The sequence below is a fragment of the Litoreibacter ponti genome (assembly GCF_003054285.1).
GTDB classification, from domain to species: domain Bacteria; phylum Pseudomonadota; class Alphaproteobacteria; order Rhodobacterales; family Rhodobacteraceae; genus Litoreibacter; species Litoreibacter ponti.
Window position 1 is genome coordinate 973,621 of the sequence record NZ_QBKS01000001.1, and the last position, 20,688, is coordinate 994,308.

The 20,688-nt window shown below is 65.1% G+C and carries 18 protein-coding genes and 1 tRNA gene; 10 read left to right on the forward strand and 9 right to left on the reverse strand.

The features are described from left to right. Positions 1–2 precede the first annotated feature (2 nt). On the forward strand, positions 3–2,183 hold the full coding sequence (locus tag C8N43_RS04885; RefSeq protein WP_107844533.1) for a xanthine dehydrogenase family protein molybdopterin-binding subunit: 2,181 nt from the start codon (positions 3–5) through the stop codon (positions 2,181–2,183). 36 nt (positions 2,184–2,219) lie between these two features. On the opposite strand, the gene C8N43_RS04890 is transcribed toward C8N43_RS04885, so the two are convergent. Then, positions 2,220–2,888: a hypothetical protein gene (locus C8N43_RS04890; RefSeq protein ID WP_107844534.1), complete on the reverse strand. Its 669-nt coding sequence runs from the start codon at positions 2,886–2,888 to the stop codon at positions 2,220–2,222. Positions 2,889–2,892: 4 nt separating this feature from the next. Continuing rightward, on the reverse strand, positions 2,893–4,293 hold the full coding sequence (locus tag C8N43_RS04895) for a selenium-binding protein SBP56-related protein (RefSeq protein WP_107844535.1): 1,401 nt from the start codon (positions 4,291–4,293) through the stop codon (positions 2,893–2,895). A gap of 447 nt (positions 4,294–4,740) precedes the next feature. Here C8N43_RS04895 and C8N43_RS04900 point away from each other — a divergent pair, with 447 nt between their 5' ends. From C8N43_RS04900 to C8N43_RS04910, 3 genes are read left to right on the forward strand one after another with little or no spacing between them, the layout of a single operon-like run. Beyond that, positions 4,741–6,465: an adenosylcobalamin-dependent ribonucleoside-diphosphate reductase gene (locus tag C8N43_RS04900; RefSeq protein ID WP_107844536.1), complete on the forward strand. Its 1,725-nt coding sequence runs from the start codon at positions 4,741–4,743 to the stop codon at positions 6,463–6,465. Next, a complete protein-coding gene (locus C8N43_RS04905) occupies positions 6,462–6,779 on the forward strand; it encodes a DUF1653 domain-containing protein (protein WP_107844537.1) in 318 nt (105 codons plus the stop codon). Before C8N43_RS04900 ends, C8N43_RS04905 begins: the two co-directional genes overlap by 4 nt. Then, positions 6,767–9,091, forward strand: a complete 2,325-nt coding sequence (locus C8N43_RS04910; RefSeq protein ID WP_146174159.1) for a hybrid sensor histidine kinase/response regulator — start codon at positions 6,767–6,769, stop codon at positions 9,089–9,091. The genes C8N43_RS04905 and C8N43_RS04910 overlap by 13 nt, the downstream gene beginning before the upstream one ends. Positions 9,092–9,101: 10 nt before the next feature. Here C8N43_RS04910 and C8N43_RS04915 read toward each other — a convergent pair whose 3' ends face one another. The 6 genes from C8N43_RS04915 to hisD form a co-directional block, all read right to left on the reverse strand. Next, positions 9,102–10,208: an alpha-hydroxy acid oxidase gene (locus tag C8N43_RS04915; RefSeq protein ID WP_107844539.1), complete on the reverse strand. Its 1,107-nt coding sequence runs from the start codon at positions 10,206–10,208 to the stop codon at positions 9,102–9,104. Positions 10,209–10,212: 4 nt separating this feature from the next. Next, positions 10,213–10,767 (reverse strand): sulfopyruvate decarboxylase subunit beta, encoded by a 555-nt coding sequence (gene comE, locus C8N43_RS04920; RefSeq protein ID WP_107844540.1) that lies wholly within the window; start codon positions 10,765–10,767, stop codon positions 10,213–10,215. Next, a complete protein-coding gene (gene comD, locus C8N43_RS04925) occupies positions 10,764–11,270 on the reverse strand; it encodes a sulfopyruvate decarboxylase subunit alpha (RefSeq protein WP_107844541.1) in 507 nt (168 codons plus the stop codon). Before comD ends, comE begins: the two co-directional genes overlap by 4 nt. A 91-nt stretch (positions 11,271–11,361) precedes the next feature. Then, positions 11,362–12,342, reverse strand: coding sequence for a zinc-dependent alcohol dehydrogenase (locus C8N43_RS04930; RefSeq protein WP_107844542.1), 981 nt, complete (start codon positions 12,340–12,342; stop codon positions 11,362–11,364). Beyond that, a complete protein-coding gene (locus tag C8N43_RS04935) occupies positions 12,339–13,100 on the reverse strand; it encodes an SDR family NAD(P)-dependent oxidoreductase (protein WP_107846241.1) in 762 nt (253 codons plus the stop codon). The genes C8N43_RS04930 and C8N43_RS04935 overlap by 4 nt, the downstream gene beginning before the upstream one ends. A 4-nt stretch (positions 13,101–13,104) precedes the next feature. After that, complete coding sequence (hisD, locus tag C8N43_RS04940; RefSeq protein WP_107844543.1) at positions 13,105–14,412, reverse strand: histidinol dehydrogenase; 1,308 nt, start codon at positions 14,410–14,412, stop codon at positions 13,105–13,107. Between the two features lie 181 nt (positions 14,413–14,593). Between hisD and C8N43_RS04945 the strand changes: the two genes are divergently transcribed. Next, on the forward strand, positions 14,594–15,604 hold the full coding sequence (locus tag C8N43_RS04945) for a LacI family DNA-binding transcriptional regulator (RefSeq protein ID WP_107844544.1): 1,011 nt from the start codon (positions 14,594–14,596) through the stop codon (positions 15,602–15,604). Positions 15,605–15,696: 92 nt separating this feature from the next. Then, positions 15,697–16,512 (forward strand): CE1 family esterase, encoded by an 816-nt coding sequence (locus C8N43_RS04950; protein WP_107844545.1) that lies wholly within the window; start codon positions 15,697–15,699, stop codon positions 16,510–16,512. On the opposite strand, the gene C8N43_RS04955 is transcribed toward C8N43_RS04950, so the two are convergent. Further along, positions 16,513–16,602: transfer RNA gene (locus tag C8N43_RS04955), tRNA-Ser, on the reverse strand. It abuts the gene before it with no gap. A gap of 199 nt (positions 16,603–16,801) precedes the next feature. Between C8N43_RS04955 and C8N43_RS04960 the strand changes: the two genes are divergently transcribed. The 4 genes from C8N43_RS04960 to C8N43_RS04975 are packed head-to-tail and all read left to right on the forward strand — an operon-like array spanning position 16,802 to position 20,688. Next, the gene (locus C8N43_RS04960) at positions 16,802–17,740 is read left to right on the forward strand and encodes an SPOR domain-containing protein (RefSeq protein WP_107844546.1); all 939 of its coding nucleotides are present in this window, start codon (positions 16,802–16,804) and stop codon (positions 17,738–17,740) included. Positions 17,741–17,762: 22 nt separating this feature from the next. Beyond that, on the forward strand, positions 17,763–18,932 hold the full coding sequence (locus C8N43_RS04965; RefSeq protein WP_107844547.1) for a D-alanyl-D-alanine carboxypeptidase family protein: 1,170 nt from the start codon (positions 17,763–17,765) through the stop codon (positions 18,930–18,932). Next, positions 18,929–19,555: a dTMP kinase gene (tmk, locus tag C8N43_RS04970; protein WP_245912904.1), complete on the forward strand. Its 627-nt coding sequence runs from the start codon at positions 18,929–18,931 to the stop codon at positions 19,553–19,555. Before C8N43_RS04965 ends, tmk begins: the two co-directional genes overlap by 4 nt. After that, positions 19,552–20,688: a DNA polymerase III subunit delta' gene (locus tag C8N43_RS04975; protein ID WP_107844548.1), complete on the forward strand. Its 1,137-nt coding sequence runs from the start codon at positions 19,552–19,554 to the stop codon at positions 20,686–20,688. The genes tmk and C8N43_RS04975 overlap by 4 nt, the downstream gene beginning before the upstream one ends.

Here is a 20,688-nt window from a genome sequence, read left to right on the forward strand (position 1 = left end):
TCATGACCCTGTCCACATCACGGCGCGGATTTCTCCAAGGCGCGGCCGCTGCGGGCGCCGTTCTGTTCGTTGGCGTCAAGCCCAGCGGCGCGATTGCCGCTGCGGGCGAAGCCACGCAACTCAATCCCTTCGTGCGCATCGGCGCGGACGGCTCCGTCACCGCCATCGTCAAGCATTTCGAGATGGGCCAAGGCCCAAGCACCGGCCTGACCACGCTGATCGCGGAAGAGATCGGCCTGACCATGGATCAGGTCGACTACGAATTCGCCCCCTCCAACCCGGAAGTCTACAACAACCTGCTGTTTGGCCCGTTTCAGGGCACGGGCGGCTCCACCGCCATGGCCAACTCGTTCGAGCAGTACCGCAAGGCGGGCGCCGCCGCGCGGGAGATGATCCTGCAGGCCGCCGCCAATGACTGGGGCGCGGATGTCTCCACCCTTAGCCTTGAGAACGGCGTGGTCCGCGGCCCCGATGCGCAAGCGCCGATGGGCGATTTTGTCGCCGCCGCCGCCCAGCTTGAGGCCCCGGCAGAGCCGCGCCTGAAGGACCCGTCCGAGTTCCGGCTGATCGGCAACCCCGATGTGCGCCGCCTCGACAGTGCCATCAAGGGCAACGGTGAGGCGATGTTCGCCATGGATGTCTACCTGCCCAACCAGATGATCGCGATGATCGCACGACCCGAGCAGCGCGGCGCGCAGGCGGTCAGCGTCGATGACAGCGGCGCGCAGGACATCAAGGGCTACATCCGGTCCGCCGTCCTGCCCAACAAGGCAGGCGTTGCGGTCTACGCCGAGAATACGTGGGCCGCGATGCAGGCCCGCATGATGCTCGACATCGAATGGGACACCTCCGCCGCCGAGACGCGCAGCTCCGATGAGATCGAGGCGGAAATCCGCGCCGCTCTGGACGCAGAGCCCACCTACAACGTCAACAAGGCCGACGTGGCGGCGGTCAATGCAGCCATCGACAGCGCCGCGCAGGTGGTGGAGCAGACGTTCTACTTCCCCCTGCTCGCCCATGCCCCGATGGAGCCGCTCAACTGCACGATCGAGCAGACCGCCGATGGCGGGCTGATCCTGCATGACGGCGCGCAGATGCCCACCGGGCCGCACATGGCGCTGGCGCAAATCTTCGAGCTGCCGATGGAGAAGATCCAGATCAACACGATGCTGGCCGGTGGCTCGTTCGGGCGCCGCACAACGCCGGAGGCGGATTATCAGGTCGAGGCGGGGCTTGCCTTCGTGATGACCGATCGCACCCGGCCGGTAAAGCTGGTGTGGTCGCGCGAGGATGATCTGCGCTCTGGCTACTACCGCCCGGCCTTTGGTCACAAGGTGCGCATCGGCTTGAACGAGAGCGGCGAGATCGTCGGCTGGGATCACCGCGTCGCGGGCCAGTCGATCATGAAAGGCACCCCGTTTGAAAGCTTCGCGGTGCATGACGGGGTCGACCATTCCTCGGTCGAGGGCACATATGACAGCCCCTACATGATCCCGACCGCGCATTTCGGCCTGACCGACACCGAGAAGGCCACCAGCACGCTGTGGTGGCGGGCGGTGGGTCACACCCACACGGCCTATGTGATGGAGGTGATGATGGACATGGCCGCCAAGGCCGCGGGCGCAGACCCGGTTGAGTTCCGGCTTGGCTACCTGTCGGGCGACGCGCCCGATCAGGCGCGCAAGGCCGCCGTGCTGCGCAAGGCCGCCGAGATGGCCGATTGGGGCAACGCCCCAGCCGGGCACAGTCAGGGCGTAGCGGTGCACAAATCCTTCGGCTCTTATGTGGCGGAGGTCGTGGAAATCTCCGGCAACCCCGAGGACGGCGTGAAGATCGAGAAGGTCACCTGCGCGGTCGATTGCGGCATCGCCGTGAATCCCGACATCGTGAAGGCCCAGATGGAAGGCGGGATCGGCTACGGCATCGGCCACGTCATGCGCGACAAGATCACGCTGACGGGCGGCGCGGTGGACCAGTTCAACTTCCCCGACTACGAGCCGCTGCGCATTGGCGACATCGCACAAATCGACGTGCATGTGATGCCATCTGCCGAGGCACCCACGGGCGTCGGCGAGCCCGGCACGCCGCCTGCCGCCCCGGCGTTGGCCAACGCGATTGCAGCCAGCAGCGACCTGCGGATCGCCAGCCTGCCGATGAACGAGAACGGCGTGTCCTTCGTGTAAGAACTTGGGGCTCCGGGTCTATGCGCCCGGGGTCCCTCAATGGCCGCTGTAGGCTGTGTAGATGCCAAAGGCGCCCACGACGATCAGGCTCAGCGCCCAGATGATGTCGAGGTTGAACCAGGTCTTCGACAGAAATTTCAGCCCCAGCCAGAGATAGATAATCACCGCAATCACGCCGCCTGCGACCGTCATGGCGAAGGTGTGCAAGGCCGCGACGATGAACGCCGTGCCGACGTTGTTGCCCATCAGCTTCTCGGCGGCGAGGTGATCCACCTCATCGACCCCGATGGCGCAGATGCCCAAAAAGATCGGCACCAGCATCAGCCCTGCCCCATGTGCCATGGCGGCCAGAAACGACCACAGTGCCAGCCGCGCGGGATGCACCCGCGCCAAAAAGCGCGGATGGCGGCGGTTGATCAGCAGGTAGACACCCATGGCGATGACGATGACGCCCGCGCCGATGCGGATCTGTGTCTCGTACTCCACCAGCACCAGCATCAGCGAGAACGGCAGCAAGATCACGATCATCGCCAGAAAATGGCCCAGCGCCAGCATCGCCAACGCGCGCGGGAGCGCCCGCGCCTTCTGCTCCATCAGCGCGGCAGAGACCGCCAAGGGCCAGCCCATGCCGGGGTTGATGCCGTGGTAGAGCCCCGAAAAAATGACGGCCCACCAAAGGGCCGCCACAGATGTCACATCTTCCACTTAATCAGACGGACGGATAGCAGAAGCTGTCGGTTGAGCAGTCCCCGCCCTCGAGCCGGATCTGGTGGGAACGGTAGCCGTCGGGGAAGTTGATGTAGAAGTCCTTGTCCAACTCCAACCCGCCATTCTCGCCCACATTCGCCATCACCATCTGCCCGCCCTCGTCGTCGGGGTAGAACTGATCGTCCCATGTCGAATAGAGCGAGTTGGTCCAGTAGACCCGCTTGCCGTCTCGGCTGACCTCGACCATTTGCGGGCCGTAGGCAAACTCGCCGCCCGACGGATGCTTGGTGCCGCGAGCGATACCGCCAAGCTCGACCTTGCCGGCGAGCGTCGGGTTCATCGGGTCGGAGACATCGTATTGGTGCATCTCGCCCAGGCCCCAGCAGGCCACGTAGAGGTACTTGTCGTCCAGGCTCAGGTCGATATCGGTGACCAGCGGCGGCACGGCCTCGAACCCTTGCAGGAGCGGCGGCAGGTTCTCGGGCTTTTCGGGGCGCGGGTCGATGGTGATGACCTTTTTGGCCTGCCACGTCCCATCATCATCACGCCACCACGTGAAGATCGAGCCTTGCAGGTTTGTCGTATCCACCACAACGCCGCAAAACCCGTATGACTTGGTCGGGTCGTGCGCCGGCCGGATTTCCAGCGCCATCTGGTGGTTCTCGCCCAGATCGATGGTCTGGATGTTCTTGCGGGCGCGCAGGTTCCAGAAGTGGATCTTGTGGCCGTATTTGTTGGACAACAGGTCCTCAGCCACGACGCCGTTCTCGAACTGTGGCGGCAGGCCCCATTCGGAGCTGACCATGTAGTCCTGCGGCAGGTTCCACCAGAAATCGTAGTGCTTGTCCTGCTCGCCGCGGTCCATCTCGTAGCGGCCGATGACGTCGAAGGTCTCGCAATCCATGATGAAGATGCCTGGCGGGCCGTCGGTGCCGTCCTCGCCACCGCCCCCCAGGGTGGAGACATAGATGCCTTCAGGGCCGCAATGGATCGTGTGCGGGCGGGAGTAGCCGGTTTTTTCGAAGACTTCCTCGGGCTCGATGATCTTGTGGATCTTGGCCTTCAGCGGCTCTTTCACATCGATCACGTAGACCCGGCTGGAGCGGATGCCCGGCACGATCAGGTAGCGGCGCTCGAGGAAAGCGTGGCCCGTGAGCGGCGACAGCGACGATGAGCACGCGTTCCAGCCAAAGTGGTGAAACTCATCGCCCAGATTAGGCACCATCACCTGATGGACGATCTCGCCATACGTGTCGGACCCGGGCTTCAGGTCCACCACGGCAATGCCGTCGGGCTTGCTGCCATCGGGGCTGAGCATGACGGTGAAGGCGAAATTCTCCACCGGGGCCTGCATGGCAAGCTTGGGCGATGCGTGGAAGGTCGGATCGGGCCTTAGGTTCATTGTGTATCTCTCCCTTGAAAATGGATGCGCCCGTTGGCCGGGTCGTCATTGCGGGGGCGTGGGGAGGCGGTGTTTCAGACCTTGGACCGATCAATCGCCCCGCCTGACTTCCCCCCCGACGCTTTCCCTTGGGGAAGCCTAAACGACGAATGTCTTTCGCAGCAATAAAAAGAAACCCCGGCGGCTGCGGTGACCGCCCAAAAGCGAGTCGGCGGCCAAACACAAACGCGCCCGCCCATCGCGGTCCGCCACCTCAAACGAGCGAATTTCGACCGTTTTCGGCCGTTTTTTCCCGCAAATCGGCTCGGTTGGCCACTCTGCCATATTCGTTAACCAATTCTTAACGGCGGAACCCTGATCTGAATGTATCCCCGCGCACATTTCGAGAGCTTGCGCTGTCTTCCAATTGCCATTGGGGAATCCAAAACGTCATCTTGAGGAACCAAAATGTACTATCCGTCTGAATTCACCCCATCATCCACCGTTTTCCAGCAGCCCATCGCCGAGCAGATCTGGCAAGCCAAATATCAGTACAAGACCGCCGCCAGAGATGTCGACTATTCGGTCCATGACACCTGGCTGCGTGTCGCGCGCGCGCTGGCCAAGGCGGAGCGCCCGCAAGACCGCCCCGGCGTCGAGAAGCTGTTCTACAACGCGATGGATGAGTTCAAATTGCTTCCCGCCGGGCGCATCCTGTCGGGTGCGGGCACCGCGCGGGACGTGACGCTGTCCAACACCTTCGTGATGAAGTCCCTGCCCGACAGCGTCGACGGCATGATGGATGTCTTCAAGGAGGCCGCCCTGACCATGAAGATGGGCGGTGGGCTTGGCTTCGATTTCTCCACGCTGCGACCCAAGGGCACGCTGGTCAAAGGGCTCGACTGCCCCGCCGCCGGACCTCTGGCCGCGATGGATATCTGCGATGCAATCTGCCGTATGCTGGTCACCGGCATGGGGCGCGGCGCGATGATGGCAACGATGCGGGTCGATCACCCCGATATCGAAGATTTCATCACCGCCAAGTCCGACCCCACCCGGATGCGCAACTTCAACCTGTCGGTGCTGATCTCTGACGCCTTCATGGCAGCGGTCGAGGCGGACGCCGACTGGCAGCTGGTCTGGGACGGGGCGCCGGTGCGCAGCCTCAAAGCGCGCGCACTGTGGCAGACCATCATGCGCCAGAACTTTGATGCCGCAGAGCCCGGGGTCCTTTTCGTCGACCGCATCAATGCCAAGAACCCGCTGAACTACCTCGAGACGATCAGCGCCACCAATTCCTGCGCCGAGCAGCCGCTGCCGCCCAATGGCACCTGCCCGCTCAGCTCGATCAATCTGGCGAAACTGGTGCGCGACCCGTTCACCCCTGCCGCAAGGATGGACCTCGAAGAGCTGAAGCGGCTCACAAGCGTCGCCGTTCACCTGCTCGACGACACGCTCGACGTGTCGCGCTACGCGGTCGAGGAACAGCGGATCGAGGCGCAGACCAAGCGCCGCATCGGCCTTGGCGTCACCGGGCTGGCCGATGCGCTGATCATGCTGGGCGTGCCCTATGGCAGCGATGCGTCGGTGGCGCTGGTCGATACATGGATGCGCAGCTTGTCGAACGCGGCTTATCTGGCCTCCGCCGAGCTGGCCCGGACGCGCGGTGCCTTCGCGGCTTATGACGCCAAGATGCACATGGCGCAGGACTGCATCCGCCAGCTTGACCCCGACGTGCGCGCGGCGATCAAGGCCCACGGTCTGCGCAATGCGACCCTGACGACGGTGGCGCCGACCGGCACCACGTCGATGCTGGGCGGCAATGTCTCCTCTGGGATCGAGCCGATCTTCTCGACCTCCTACACGCGCAAGATCACCGAAGCCGACGGCTCGATCTCCAGTCAGGTGATAGAGGATTACGCCGTCGCACTCTACCACCGCATCCATGGCAGGGACGCGCCCCTGACGGAGGCGTTCGTCACGGTGTCCCAACTGGCCCCTGCCGATCATCTGCGCATTCAGGCGGCGGCGCAGACCTGGATCGACAGCGGGATTTCCAAGACGGTCAACTGCCCCGAGGATATCGCGTTCGACGACTTCGCGGATATCTACCGCGAAGCCTATGCCACCGGCTGCAAGGGCTGCACGACCTACCGCCCCAACGCGGTCACCGGATCGGTGCTGTCGGCATGAGCGGTCTGCGGGCCCTTTTGAGCCGCGTGTGGGGGCCCGCCCCCCACGCCATCACCTCTGATCAGGCGTGGCAAGCCACCCATCGGCACAAGAAGGGCGGGCTCTACCGGGTGATCCACCACGGCGTGCTCGAGGCTGACCGCAGCGCCGTTGTCATCTATGATGATCCCGATGGCACGGTCTGGGTGCGCGACCACGCCGAATTTTATGATGGGCGTTTTGCTCCTTTGGATGATACCACGGTGCAAACCCGAGCCCGCGGCCCGGACCCCGGGCCAGGCAGAATGGAAAGAGACGTGGTTTGGCAAGATTGAACTTCGCGGGTCCGCAGGACCTGCGCCAGTTGCAAAAGCTCTCGACACCGGTCTGGATCTTCGATGTGGACCGGCACGGGATCTGGTGGGCCAATTCGCAAGGATTGGCGTTTTGGAAGGCGGGGTCCGTGGACGAGTTGCGCCTGCGCGACTTCTCCTCCGACAGCGCGACGGTGCGCGAGCGCTTGCGCCAGATCGTCGAGCTGGCCTCCGACGATGGACAGATCAATGACACCTGGACGCTCTACCCTTCAGGCGAGCCGCAGACGGTGATTTTGTCCTTCCAGCCCGTGGAGATCGAAGGCACCTACAAAGGCATCCTGATCGAACTGGTCCAGCTCTTGGGCCGCGATGCGAATGACGACACGTGGCGGCTGCTGGAGGCCGCACGGGCCACGTCGCTGATGATGACGACCTTCTCGATGGAGGGGCAGGTCCTGACCCAGAACCCGGCGGCGCTTGCCTGCTACGGCGCGCCGGGGTCATCCGACGACGGGCTGACCCAGCTGCAGGCGCGGTTCAGGGATCCTGCATTGGCCGAGAAGGTGCTCAATTGTGGAAGCTCCAACGAGCTGGCCCATTGGGAGGCCGAGATGCGCACCGCCGCCGGTCTGCGCACCCATGCGCTGTCCGCCCGAATGGGACGCGACCCGGTCAATGGCGATGCGGTCACCGTCCTGACGGAAGAGGATGTCTCCGAACGGGTCCGCCTGCGCGCCTTGCAGGAGAGCGAGAAGGAAAGGCTCAAGCACGCGGTCGCCGAAAGCTCCGACAAGCTGCGCATCTCGCAGGAGCGGTTCGAGCTGGCCGTCCAGACCGCTGCAATCTGGGATTGGGACGTGGTCGAGGACCGCCTGTTCCTGTCGCCCAACTTTACCGAGGCGCTGGGGTATGAGCGCGGAGAATTCACCGAACATTTGCGCGCCAACCGGATCGCGAGCGTCCTGCATGAAGAGGATGTCGCGGCCTATGAGGCCAAGATCGTCGACCATCTGGCCCATCCCACCAGGCCGCTGACCCACGAGATGCGCTTCGTAACCAAGTCCGGCGAGGCCCGTTGGTATCACTGTCAGGGCAAATGCGTCACCGACGAGCACGGCAAGGCCATCCGCTCCGTTGGCCTTCTGACCGACATCACCGAGCGCAAGGCGCTGGAGGCCACGTTGCTGGTCTCGCAACGCATGGAGGCCATCGGCCAGCTCACCGGCGGTATCGCCCATGATTTCAATAACTTGCTAACCGTTATTCAAGGAAACGCCGAGCTGCTTAAGGAGTTTCAGGGCTCCGATGACGAGTTGACCGCCGAGATCGTGAGCGCCGTGCGACGCGGGGCAGATCTGACCAAGCACCTGCTGGCCTTCGCCCGCCAGCAAACGCTGATCCCCAAGGCCGTCGATCTGCACCAGCTGGTGCCAGAGATGAAGAAGACCTTCCTGCGCACGATCAGCGAGACGGTGACCGTCGATTTCGAGGCCGCCCCTGACCTGTGGCCAGTGCACGCGGACCCGACGCAGCTGGAAACCGCGATCCTCAACCTTGCCCTGAACGCGCGGGACGCGATGCCGGGCGGCGGCACCCTGACCATCGCCTGCCGCAACGCCGAAGCGCAGGAGATCGCCCGCGCAACAGAGCTGGAGCTGGAGCGCCACGATTACGTGGTCCTCGCCTTCTCGGACACCGGTAAGGGCATGAGCCCCGAGCAGGTACAAAAGGCGTTCGAGCCGTTCTACACCACCAAGGGCGTGGGCCAGGGCAGCGGGCTGGGCCTGTCGATGGTGCAGGGCTTCTCGCGTCAGTCCCGCGGAGACACCCGGATCACCAGCGTCCCGGGGCGCGGCACAACGGTGTCCATCTACCTGCCCCGCGCAGAGGTGGCCGCCACACCGCGCGCCAATCCGACCCCGCCGGAGATCGCGCTTGGGCAGGATGAGCATATTCACATCCTCGAAGACAACCAGCACGTGCAGGAGACCGTCTCCAAGCTGGTGCGCTCGCTGGGCTACAGCGTCACGACATCCGACACCGCCGCCGAGGCGCTTGAGTGGACCCATCGCAACCCGCAGGCCGATCTGTATCTCGTCGACATCCTGCTGCCCGGCGGCAAGAGCGGTGTAGACTTTGCCCGCGCGCTCAAGACACGCCAGCCCAGCGCAAATATCCTGTTCATGTCGGGGTTCTCTGAAAACCAGCTGGCCTCGAGCAGCGGCGAGGAGCTGGGCGCAAACTTCATCGCGAAACCCTTTGATCGCAGTGCAATTTCCAAGGCGCTGCGGCACGTGCTCGCGGGCGCGCGGGTCGCTCAGAAAGCGTAAAGCGCGGGCTTCAGCCGTTGGCCTCCCGCGCCAGCCGCGTCATTCCGGTCTGTGCCATCGCGATGCTCAGCTCGTCGCTCAAAACATCCCAAAGCTTGTGCAGGCCGGGCTCGCCACCCGCCGCAATCGCGAACTGTAAGGCCCTGCCGAAGAACGCAAAATCGGCCCCCTGGGTGATCGCTTTCAGAACATCTTCGCCGGACCGCAGGCCGCTGTCATAGAACAACGGAAATTCTGGCCCGAGGGCCTCGCGAATGGTCTTCAGCGCGATGATCGGCGCGGGCGCGCTTTCGAGTTGGCGCGCGCCGTGGCTGGAGACCTGGATCGCATCCACCCCCTCGGATTTCAGCCGCCGCGCGTCGTCAACATCGAGCACGCCCTTGACCACGAGATTGCCCGGCCACATCTCGCGCAGGCGCGCCAGCGTCTCCCACGTCGCCCGCGCGCGGCTCTCGGTCCGGTCGAACGCGTAGCCGTCCATCTCGAAATTCGCCATCTGCGGCTTGCCCGCCGCGAGCGATCCGAGCGACCAGCGCGGGTGCAAAGCGAAGTCGAGGAACTGCCACGGGCCAATTTTGAAGGGCATCTTGAAGCCGTGGCGCAGCTCGCGCGGGCGGCGGCCCACCTCAGGCACATCAACGGTCAGCACTAGGGTCTGGTAGCCCGCAGCGCGAGCGCGCTCGACCAGCTTGAACGTCCCTGCCCCGTCGCCGGAGAAGTAGAGCTGAAACCAAGCGTGGCCCTCGGCCACCTCGATGATCTTCTCCATCGGCGTCGAGGCCACGGTCGAGACCCCGTGGGGCACCTTGTACTGCGCGGCGAGGCGCGCGAGCATCAGGTCCGCGCCGGGGCCGGACAGGTTGCACATGCCCATGGGCGCGATCCCGAAGGGCCGCGCGGCGTCTGTGCCGAAAATCTTGGTCGATAGCGACCGGTCGCTGACATCGCGCAGAATGCGCGGCGTGAGCGTCACGGCATCCATCGCGGCGCGGTTGCGGACGGCACCTCCCTCGCCGCCCGCGGCCCCGTCGATGTAGTCAAAGACCATCCAGGGCAACCGCCGCTTGGCGAGTCGCCGCGCATCCTCCACGGAATGGATATGCGCGGCGGCCCCCATGTGCTTAGGCTTTGACCGCTTCCATGAAGCGGTGCTTGATCACCACCGGATCCATGGTGATCACGGGCATCTTGGCGTTGCCACTGTCGCATTTGACGACCATGACGGTGGCCTTGCCGCCGTCAATGGCCTCTTGCAGGGCCTTGCCGGTGTCCACGTCCTGGACCACCACGACATTGTCGCAGCCCGCAGCGCGGGCCATGCCAGCCAGATCGGTCTTCTTGCCAGTGTAAGTCGGCTGGTCCCCGGTCGAGCCGTAGGAGCCGTTGTCGATGATCATCAGGATGTAATTCGACGGCGCGTTGTTCCCGATGGTGGGCAACGTGCCGAGGTTCGTCAGGACCGAACCATCCCCATCAATGGCGATCACCGTCTTGGGCTGCGCCAGGGCGAGGCCCAGACCGATGCTGGAGGCCAGCCCCATCGTGCCCAACATGTAGAAATTGGTGGGCTGGTCGTCTATGGCGTGCAGCTCTTGGCTGGGGATGCCGATGTTGCAGACGACCAGCTGGTCGCGCAGGATCGGGGCGATTTCTTTCAGGATTTCAGAACGGATCATTGGTCGCCATAGCCTCCCCAGAAGTTGGCGTCGGTCAGGATCGCGACCGGCTTGTTGCACATGAAGGTGTATTTGAGGATGTTGTCGAACTCCTCGACATCCTTCTGCCAGTGGAAGTGGTAGGTCGGGATGTTGAGCTGGGCCAGCAGCGCCTTGGTGTGCACCGCCATTTCGACCTGGCAGGCCACCGGCTCGCGCAGCTCGCCACGATAGGAGATGATCATCGGCAGCGGCATGCGGTAATACTGCGTCAGCGTCGCTAGCGTGTTGATCGTCACCCCGATGGCGGTGTTCTGCATGATGATGGCCGGACGCTTGCCGCCCATGAAGGCACCCGCGCACAGCCCCATGCCCTCGTCTTCCTTGTTTGACGGGATGTGGAAGATATCGTCGCGGTTCTCGATCTCGTCGATCACACCGGCCAGCTGCTTGCAGGGCACGGTGGTGACGAAGGAGACATCATTGGCGACAAGATCATCAGCGATCTTCTTGTCGATATTCATGGATGTGAAGCCTTTCTGGTTGGAGCGCCCTTTGGCGACGCGTGGTATTTGGCCGCCTGCGCGAGGGCGCGCAAGCGGATGGTGACAGGTCTCACGCCCATGGGGTGAGTACGATCTTTGGGGCGGCGACGCGGCCTTCGCGCAGGTCCTTGAAGGCGGCGGCGCCGTCGGACAAGGGCCGCGTTTCGGTCCAGTCGAGCGGACCGAGGCGGCCATCGAAAATGGCCTGCGCCGTGTCGCGGAAATCCTGCGCTGTATAGGTGTAGGTGCCGATGAACGTGATCTCTTGCAGCGTCATGCGGCGGATATCGAGCCCGCCTGCATCCTCGCCCAGACCCACATGGGCAATCACGCCGCCGGGCTGCGCCAGCTCTGACGCCGTCTTGCGGGTCGCGGCATAGCCCACAGCGTCGATGACGAGCGGGAACTGGCCCGTTGCGGTCGCTAGGGCGGTCTGGTCGCAGCGGCTCTCCAGGAAAGCGCAGCGCGCATCATTGGGCTCGGCAATGGTGACGTCCTCGACGCCCATCGCCTGCAATGCCAGTGCCGCGGCAAGGCCAATCGACCCACCGCCAAGAACGAGCGCACGGCGCTCCATGGCCGGGTGGAGCGCATCGAGCGCCAGTCGCGCGGCGTGCCAGCTGACGGCGAGCGGTTCGGCCAGCGCGGCTTTGCCAAAGGGCACATCGGCGGGGACTTCGACGAGGTTGCGCTCGGGCATCGCCACGAACTGCGCAAACGCCCCTTCGCGGGGCGGCATGGAGATGATCTGGCGCTCTGCGCACAGGTTCTCGCGCCCGGATGTGCAGGCCGCACAGGTGTCGCAAGTGACCAGCGGGTTGATTGTGACCCGCATGCCGTCGCGCGCCCCCCCGATGATCGTGCCAGCCGCCTCGTGACCCAGGATCAGCGGCGCGGGCCGGCGGGCGTCATGGCCCAGATACGCATGCATGTCGGAGCCGCAGATGCCCGACGCCTCCACCCGGATCAGATGCTCGCCGTCGCGCGGGGCCGTATCCGCCACGTCGCGGAAGCCCAGCGTTTCGATCCCGTCATACACAAGCGCCTTCATTTCGCGGTGAACCCCCCGTCGACCATCAAAACCTGCCCCGTCACATAGGCCGAGGCGTCCGAGCACAGGAACAGAAGTGGTCCGTCGATATCCTCCATCCGGCCATTGCGCCCGGCGCAAGTCTGCGCGGCATTGCGCGCGGCGCGGTCCGGATCGTCAAACACCGCCGCGGTCAGCTCGGTCGGAAAGAAGCCCGGTCCGATCGCGTTGGCGGTGATGCCGTCGCGCGACCAGGCTTCCGCCATGGCGCGGGTCAGCTGCCCGATGCCCGCCTTGCTCGCCCCGTAGGCGATACCGCCCGGGAAGGCCCGTGTCGTCTGCAGCGACGCGAAATTGACGATGCGCCCCCAGCCTTTCTGCTTCATCGCCGGCACCATGGCCTGGCTGAGAAAGAAGGGTGCGGCGAGGTTGAGCGCGATCGTCTGGTCCCATCCGTCGGGCGTCACGTCGTCGGCAGGCTGGCGGGTGTTCACCCCTGCGGCGTGGATCACGATATCCGGCGCGCCGAAGGGGGCGGAGACAGCTTTGACCAGCTCCGGCATTCCGTCCCGATCCGCCACATCAGCAGGCACGGCGGCGGCAGTCTCCCCGATCTCATCGGTCAGGCTCGCCAACGCCTCCGCCCGGCGGGCCACGCCCACGACACGCGCACCGGCGGCGGCCAAGGCCACAGCGGCGCGGCGCCCCAAACCGGAGCTTGCCCCGGTGATACAGGCGACGCGACCGCTCAGGTCGAACAGCGCCCTTGGATCGGGGATGGCGTCAGCCATCGGCGGACAGGTCGAAGTTTTCGCCAGGGAAATATTTGGCCAGACGCACATCGGCGGCGCGGGCGTGGCCCTCCATCCCTTCGAGGCGCGAGATGCGTGCGGTGGCCTGCGCCACGTCGCGCGAGCCTTCGCGGGTGGCGCGCTGCCACGTCACGATCTTCATGTATTTGTGCACGCTGAGGCCACCCGTGTAGCTCGCCGCACCAGAGGTCGGCAGCACGTGGTTCGTGCCGGTGGCCTTGTCGCCATAGGACACGGTCGTCTCTTCACCAAGGAACAGCGAGCCGTAGCAGGTCAGCGTCTCGAGCCACCAATCGAGATCTTCGGCCTGCACCGTCAGGTGCTCCGGCGCGTATTCGTCGGAGCATTTCGCCATGTCTTCGCGGTCGGCGCAGACGATCACCTCGGCATAGTCGCGCCACGCGGCGAAGGCGTTTTCACGGTTCACATCGGGCAGATCGTCGATCATGCCCGGGACCAGCTCCATCACCTTCTCGGCCAAGGTGCGGTCATTGGTGACCAGCCACACAGGCGAGTTGTAGCCATGCTCCGCTTGCGACACGAGGTCGGTCGCGACGACATGTGCGTCAGCAGAGCTGTCGGCCAGGATCAAGCTGTCGGTCGGGCCCGCGATCATGTCGATGCCGACGCGGCCAAAGAGGATGCGCTTGGCTTCGGCCACGAACTGGTTGCCCGGCCCCACCAGGATGTTGGCCTTGGGCAGGCCAAAAAGGCCGTAGGTCATAGAGGCCACGCCCTGAACGCCGCCCATCGCCATGATCTTGTCCGCGCCGCAGATATCCGCCGCATAGATGATCGCATGCGCGACGCCCACCCCGGGGCGCGGCGGCGAGCAGGCGGTGATGTGGCCGCAGCCCGCGACCTTGGCCGTGGTCACCGTCATAATGGCCGATGCGATATGCGAGTAACGCCCGCCCGGCACGTAACAGCCCGCCGCATCCACCGGGATCACCTTCTGGCCCGCGACGAAGCCCGGGCTGATCTCCATCTCGACATCGCCGATGGTGCCCTTTTGCAGCTCGGCAAAGCGGCGCACATTGTCATGGGCGAAGCGGATATCGGCCTTCAGCTTCTCGGGTACCAGGTCGGCGGCGGCTTCGATTTCTTCGCGCGTCAGCAGCACGTTGCCCTCGTAGCGGTCGAACTTGGCCGCGTATTCCATCGCCTTTGCATCGCCGCCGGTTTCGATATCGGCGAGGATGTTTTGCACGGTCTCATGCACCTCGGAGGCGTCGGACTTCGCCGTCAGCGTCGCTTTCTTGAGATATTCACGGGTCATGGGCGGGGTCCTTTATCAAAGGTCTACGTGATCGAATGCAAAGCTGCGCCAGATTCGTTTGTGCTAGATATCCGCGCGTTTGATGATAAATGCAAGCGCTTACATTTTTCGCCTGCATTCGTGCGAATTTACTGCTATGGCTTTAGCCAGATTGAATTTTCGCATCGGAAAACCTGAAAGAATGGCCGCCCCGACCCTTGATGACGTCGCCAAGAAGGCAGGTGTGTCCACCGCGACCGTCTCGCGGTGCCTGAACACGCCCGACCGGGTGGTGAAGGCAACCCGCGAGCGGGTGATGGAGGCGGTCAAGTCACTGGGCTACACCCCGAATTTCGCCGCCCGCGTCATGGCAGCCAAGCGCAGCTTCACAATGGGCGCAATCATCCCGACGATGGATAACGCCATCTTCGCGCGCGGGTTGCAGGCGTTCCAAGAGGCCCTGCACGAAAGCGGCTACACGCTGCTGGTGGCAAGCTCCGCCTACACGCCCGAGATCGAGGAAGAGCAGATCCGCGCGCTGGTCTCGCGCGGCGCGGACGGGCTTTTGCTGATCGGGCACGAGCGCGACCCGTCGGTCTATGACTTCCTAGCCCGGCAGAACATCCCGACGCTGGTCGCGTGGTCTTTCGACGCCACCGCGCGCCTGCCCTCTGTCGGGTTCGACAACCGCGCGGCGATGCGCGCCGTGACGGCGGAAGTGATCGCGCAAGGCCACAGGCGGCTTGCGATGATCTCGGGCATTTGCGCCGGCAATGACCGCGCCACCGCACGGGTCGCGGGGCTGCGCGATGCGGTGGTCGCGGCGGGGATGGACCCCGACGCCGTGCCGATCATGGAAACGCATTACGGGATCGAGACCGGAGCCGCCGCGTTTGAGGATTTGATGGCGCGCACGCCCCGGCCAACGGCGGTGATCTGCGGCAATGACGTGCAGGCCGTGGGCGCGATGGGGATCGCCGCAAAGCTCGGCCTCGAGGTCCCGTGCGACGTCTCGATCACCGGGTTCGATGATCTGGAGATCGCCACGATCGCGTCGCCCGCGCTGACCACCGTGCATGTGCCCCACCGCGACATGGGGCGTGCGGCCGCGCGCGTGCTGGTGGAGATGGTGGAAGACAAGCGCATCCCCGCCTCGGTGGAGCTAGCGACAGAGCTGCGCCTGCGCGCCTCTTTAGCGCCGCCCGGCGGTTGACCCCTCGCGGGCAAGACGAAATCGTGACTGGACCCACGCACCGCGAGGCGCGACGGTGCCGCACAACCGCCCCTTAATTTCAGGTCCCGTCCATGCTCCGCTCTTTGTTCAAAACTCTCGCCATCTCTCTTGCCCTGCCCGCAGCGGCGCAGGATTGCGGCCCCGAAGCGCCTTGCGAGATCGACGGCGGGTCTTACCACCTGCGCCTGCCCGACGGTCCCGGCCCGCATCCGGTGCTGATCTGGTATCACGGCCACCGCGGCAATGGCGCGTCGATCCATCGGGGCGGCGGGCTGGAGCGGGATTTCCTGCGCAATGGCTTCGCTGTGCTGGCCCCGAACGGATATCGCCGCGCTGACGGTCCGCGCTCCTACCCTGCCCGCGCGGGTGCGCCGCGCGATGACGTCGCCTTCACCTTCGCGGCGTTGGAGGCGGCTGGCACCCGGGCGACGCTCGATCTCTCACGCGTTTACGCGGGCGGTTTCTCGGCGGGTGGCTCGATGGCGTGGCTTTTGGCCTGCGAAGAAGGGGCGCGGCTGGCGGGTATGGTCAGCGTCGCGGGCGCGCTGCGTCGCCCGAACCCGACGGACTGCGCAGGGCTCGAAGGGCTGCCGGTGATGCAGATACACGGCTTCGCCGATGGGCAGGTCCCGTTCGAGGGCCGCGCCATCCGCGACTGGCATCAGGGCAGCGTGTGGCACATCTTGGAACGCGCGCGGGCAGCGAACGGATGCCGGACCAACCCGGACGCCATCGAGATGGACACGACTTTTCGCACACGCCTTTGGGACGCGTCCTGCAACGGCGCGCCCGTGCGGCTTGATGTGCATGATGGCGGGCATGGATTGCCGCAAGGCTGGACCGCGCGCGCCCGCGCGTTTTTGGAAGGCAATCGTCGCGGGTCGTGATGGCGGAGGAGGTGGGATTCGAACCCACGGTAGACTTTCACCTACGTCGGTTTTCAAGACCGGTGCATTAAACCACTCTGCCACTCCTCCGACGCGGTGTCGTTTAGCGGGCGCCGCTCGATTCTGAAAGCGCAATGACCGCAAAGCAATCACGCACATTTTTGCCGACGCCCCACGCGGACTCTTTGCAAAATCGGCTTTATTGACTAATGTGCCGAAAAACACGGTACCTCAAAAACAGGGGGCCGATAACAGCATCCCAAGGATGCGGCGGGCAGAGGGCATAGAAATGGGCATTCACTTGATCAGGACGCGGGTCGGCCGGGCGGTTATTCTGCTGGGCGCAACGGCGCTGCTGGCAGCGTGCGAGGACGGCCAGGGCTTTGACTTTCTGAAGAAAAAAGACACCGACAGCGCGGCGAGCGCCCCGGCGGAAGGCGGCTTGGGCAGCGCCAATCTGATCGAGCGCGAGGTCGAGGCGCCGGACGTGTTCCAGGCCAACGAGGACGGCCTGTGGGATGGACGCCCGAGCCTGGGCGGCGTCTGGGTCGCCTATCCGGGCGTCAAGGACCCCGAGCGAGTCGTGATCCGCAACCTGTCCAACAACAAGACCGTTATCGGCGCGCTGTTCCGCCGCGAACGCGACAACCCAGGCCCGAAGCTGCAGCTGTCCTCGGACGCCGCGGAGTCGCTGGGCCTGATCGCGGGCCAGCCCACCCGGATGAGCGTCGTGGCCTTGCGCACGGAAACCGTGCCGGTCGCACAACCCGCCGCTTCGGCCCCGATATCGGACCCCGAGGGGAGTGAAGCCCTGCCAGCCCCCGATGCAATCGAAGCGCAATCGCTCGACCCCATCGCCAAGGCAGAGGCCGCCATCGCCAAATCCGAGGCGCTTGCGCCCGGCACGACTGAAGCACCCCTGCCGCGCGAGACCGTAACGACCGCCGCAGCCGCAGCGACGCCCGCGCCTGCGCCCACGCGCAAGACCAGCAGCCTGGCCAAGCCGTTCATCCAGATCGGCATTTTCTCGGTCAAGGCGAACGCAGACAACACCGCCACCTCCCTGCGCGGCTCCGGCATCCTGCCGACCGTCAAGAAGGGCTCAAGCCAGGGCAAGACCTTCCACCGCGTCATCGTGGGCCCTGCCACCTCGAGCGCGGAACGTGCTACACTGCTCAAGAAGGTCAAGGCGCTTGGCTTCAACGACGCCTACTTCGTGACCAACTAGAGACCACACCAAAGGAGACACCATGGGCCTTCGCGCTGCCACGCTCATCACCGCCCTCCTCACCGCATTCAACATCAGCTTCGCCGCGCAGGCCTTTGAAACATCGGCCAAATCGGCCATTGTTCTGGACCTGTCGACGGATCTGACGCTGATGGAGAAAAACGCCGACATGCGGCTGCCGCCTGCGTCCATGTCGAAGCTGATGACGCTCAACATGGTGTTCGAGGCGCTCGAGGACGGGCGCCTGTCGCTCGATCAAAGCCTGCGGGTGTCCGAGCAGGCGCAATCCTATGGCGGCTCGACGATGTTTCTGACCACCCGGGACCGCCCGACGGTTGAAGAGCTGATCCGCGGTGTGATCGTTCTGTCGGGTAATGACGCCTCCACCGTGCTCGGCGAGGCGATCTCCCCGGACGGCACCGAGCGCGGCTTCGCCCAGATGATGACGGAGCGCGCCCAAGAGCTGGGCATGACCAACTCCACCTTCGCCAACGCCAATGGCTGGCCCGCCGATGGGCAGCGCATGTCCACCCGTGATCTTGCGATCCTCGCCAAGCGGCTGATCACAGTCTTTCCGCAATACTACGGCTACTTTGCCGAAACCGCGTTCGACTATGACGGCCGCGCACCCGCCAACCGGCTGAACCGCAATCCGCTGCTGAAGCTCAACATCGGCGCGGATGGTCTGAAAACCGGCCATACGCAGGAAGCAGGCTACGGTCTTGTCGGCTCCGCCAAGCAGGGCACCCGCCGCATCGTCTTCGTGCTCTCCGGCCTTGATACACAAGACGGGCGCGCGTCGGAGAGCGAGCGCATCGCCAATTGGGCGTTTCGCCAATTCGCCGAGCATCAGGTCGCAGAAGAAGGCGTGATCATGACCGAAGCCGAGGTCTGGATGGGCTCCGTCGCCAAGGTGGGGCTGGCGACCACCGAGGACGTCAAAGTGCTGATCCCCGTGCTGGGCAAGGACGGCGTGTCGGCCAAGATCACCTATCGCGGCCCGCTGGAGGCCCCTATTCAGGCGGGCGACAAACTGGCTGAACTGATCGTGTCGGTCCCAGGCATCGGGGATGCGACCCATGATCTGGTCGCCACGGAAAGCGTCAGCGCGGGCGGCTTTATGGTCCGCGTGCGCACTGCCGCCCTAACCCTGCTGCGCGAGCTGACCGGCCAGGCGACCTTACTGTTTTGAGCGGAATTTTCATTACGTTCGAAGGCATCGACGGCTCTGGCAAGTCAACCCAGTCGCGTCTGCTGGCAGGTCGGTTGGAGGCCAAGGGCCACACCGTGCGCCTGACGCGCGAGCCCGGCGGCTCGCCCGGAGCCGAAGACATCCGCCGCCTTCTGGTCGAGGGCGAGCCGGGGCGCTGGTCCGCCGAGACCGAGATCCTGCTGTTCACGGCTGCCCGCCGAGATCATCTGGAACGCACCATTCAGCCCGCGCTGGAGAACGACGAGATCGTGATCTCGGACCGCTTTGCCGACAGCACCCGCGTCTATCAGGGCGCCACCCGCGGCGCGTTGCGCGGCATTGTGGATGACTTGCACGCCCGCATGATCGGGCGCGAGCCCGACCTGACCCTGATCATCGACATGGACCCGGACGCGGCGCTGGCCCGCGGCCTTGCCCGCGGCTCCGGCGAAGACCGGTTCGAAGAGTTCGGCATCGACTTCCAGCGCAAGCTGCGCGCGGGCTTTCTGCGGCTGGCCGAGGACTTCCCCGACCGCGCACGTGTCATCGACGGCACCCGCGGCGCGACCGAGGTGGGCGCGGACATCGCGCGCGTCGTGGATCAGTTCATGGCCGCGCGATGAGCGTCGTGCCCGCAGACGAGGCGCTGCCGCAGTCCGACCAGATCGACGGCGCACCCCACCCGCGCGAAACCCGCGAGCTGCGCGGCCAAGGAGCCGCCGAGGCTGCGTTTCTGGACGCCTTCACAGGCGACCGGCTGCACCACGCGTGGATGATCACCGGTCCGCGCGGGGTGGGAAAGGCCACGCTGGCCTGGCGGCTCGCGCGCTTCCTGCTGGCCAATCCCCCTGCCCGCGACGATGACATGTTCGGCGCGCCGCCGCCGCCCACGACGCTCGACATCGCACCGGATCATCCGATCACCGCCCGCATGGCCGCAGGGTCGGAGCCGGGCCTGTTCGTGCTGCGGCGGCCCTACGATGAGGACAAGAAGAAGTTCAAGCAGCAGATCACCGTTGACGAGGTGCGCAAGCTCAAGGGCTTCTTCTCGCTCTCCGCGACCGAGGGCGGGCGGCGCATCGTCATCGTCGACGCCGCCGACGAGATGAACGTCTCTGCCGCCAACGCGCTGCTGAAGGTGCTCGAAGAGCCGCCGGCCGATGCGCTGCTGTTTCTGATCAGCCACCAGCCCTCTCGGCTTCTACCGACGATCCGCTCGCGCTGCCGCGAGCTGCGCTGCACCCAGCTTGGCGCGCAGGATATGGCGCAGGCGCTGAGTGCCGCGGGTACCGACGATGCCGCGCAAAGTTCGGCGCTGACCGAACTGTCCGGTGGATCCGTGGGCGAGGCATTGCGCATGATCCATCTGGGCGGGCTCGACGTCTATGGCGAGCTGGTCGCCTTGATCGGCACCATGCCCGATCTCGACCGCCCCGCCGCCATCGCGCTTGGCGAAAAGGCGGCCGCGCGCGGTCAGGAGGCGCGGTTCGAGCTGATGCTGCGACTTGTGGACGTGCTGCTGGCGCGCCTGGCGCGCGCGGGGCTGGGTCTGCCGCTGAGCGAGGCCGCGAGAGGCGAACTTGCGACCCTCGCCCGCCTGTCGCCCAACGCGGACGCCGCGCGCCGCTGGGCTACGATCTCTGCCGATCTGTCCGCGCGCGCGCAGCATGGGCGCGCGGTCAATCTTGACCCTGCCGCGCTGGTCCTAGATATGGTCCTTACCATCAACGAGACGGCGGCCAAGACTGCCGCCTGA

Bases quoted from the DNA above. Each gene is read 5' to 3' on its own strand.
- C8N43_RS04885 (WP_107844533.1), top strand. From the start codon at position 3: ATGACCCTGTCCACATCACGGCGCGGATTTCTCCAAGGCGCGGCCGCT.
- C8N43_RS04895 (WP_107844535.1), bottom strand. From the start codon at position 4,293: ATGAACCTAAGGCCCGATCCGACCTTCCACGCATCGCCCAAGCTTGCC.
- C8N43_RS04900 (WP_107844536.1), top strand. From the start codon at position 4,741: ATGTACTATCCGTCTGAATTCACCCCATCATCCACCGTTTTCCAGCAG.
- C8N43_RS04905 (WP_107844537.1), top strand. From the start codon at position 6,462: ATGAGCGGTCTGCGGGCCCTTTTGAGCCGCGTGTGGGGGCCCGCCCCC.
- C8N43_RS04915 (WP_107844539.1), bottom strand. From the start codon at position 10,208: ATGGGGGCCGCCGCGCATATCCATTCCGTGGAGGATGCGCGGCGACTC.
- comE (WP_107844540.1), bottom strand. From the start codon at position 10,767: ATGATCCGTTCTGAAATCCTGAAAGAAATCGCCCCGATCCTGCGCGAC.
- comD (WP_107844541.1), bottom strand. From the start codon at position 11,270: ATGAATATCGACAAGAAGATCGCTGATGATCTTGTCGCCAATGATGTC.
- C8N43_RS04930 (WP_107844542.1), bottom strand. From the start codon at position 12,342: ATGAAGGCGCTTGTGTATGACGGGATCGAAACGCTGGGCTTCCGCGAC.
- hisD (WP_107844543.1), bottom strand. From the start codon at position 14,412: ATGACCCGTGAATATCTCAAGAAAGCGACGCTGACGGCGAAGTCCGAC.
- C8N43_RS04945 (WP_107844544.1), top strand. From the start codon at position 14,594: ATGGCCGCCCCGACCCTTGATGACGTCGCCAAGAAGGCAGGTGTGTCC.
- C8N43_RS04950 (WP_107844545.1), top strand. From the start codon at position 15,697: ATGCTCCGCTCTTTGTTCAAAACTCTCGCCATCTCTCTTGCCCTGCCC.
- C8N43_RS04960 (WP_107844546.1), top strand. From the start codon at position 16,802: ATGGGCATTCACTTGATCAGGACGCGGGTCGGCCGGGCGGTTATTCTG.
- C8N43_RS04965 (WP_107844547.1), top strand. From the start codon at position 17,763: ATGGGCCTTCGCGCTGCCACGCTCATCACCGCCCTCCTCACCGCATTC.
- C8N43_RS04975 (WP_107844548.1), top strand. From the start codon at position 19,552: ATGAGCGTCGTGCCCGCAGACGAGGCGCTGCCGCAGTCCGACCAGATC.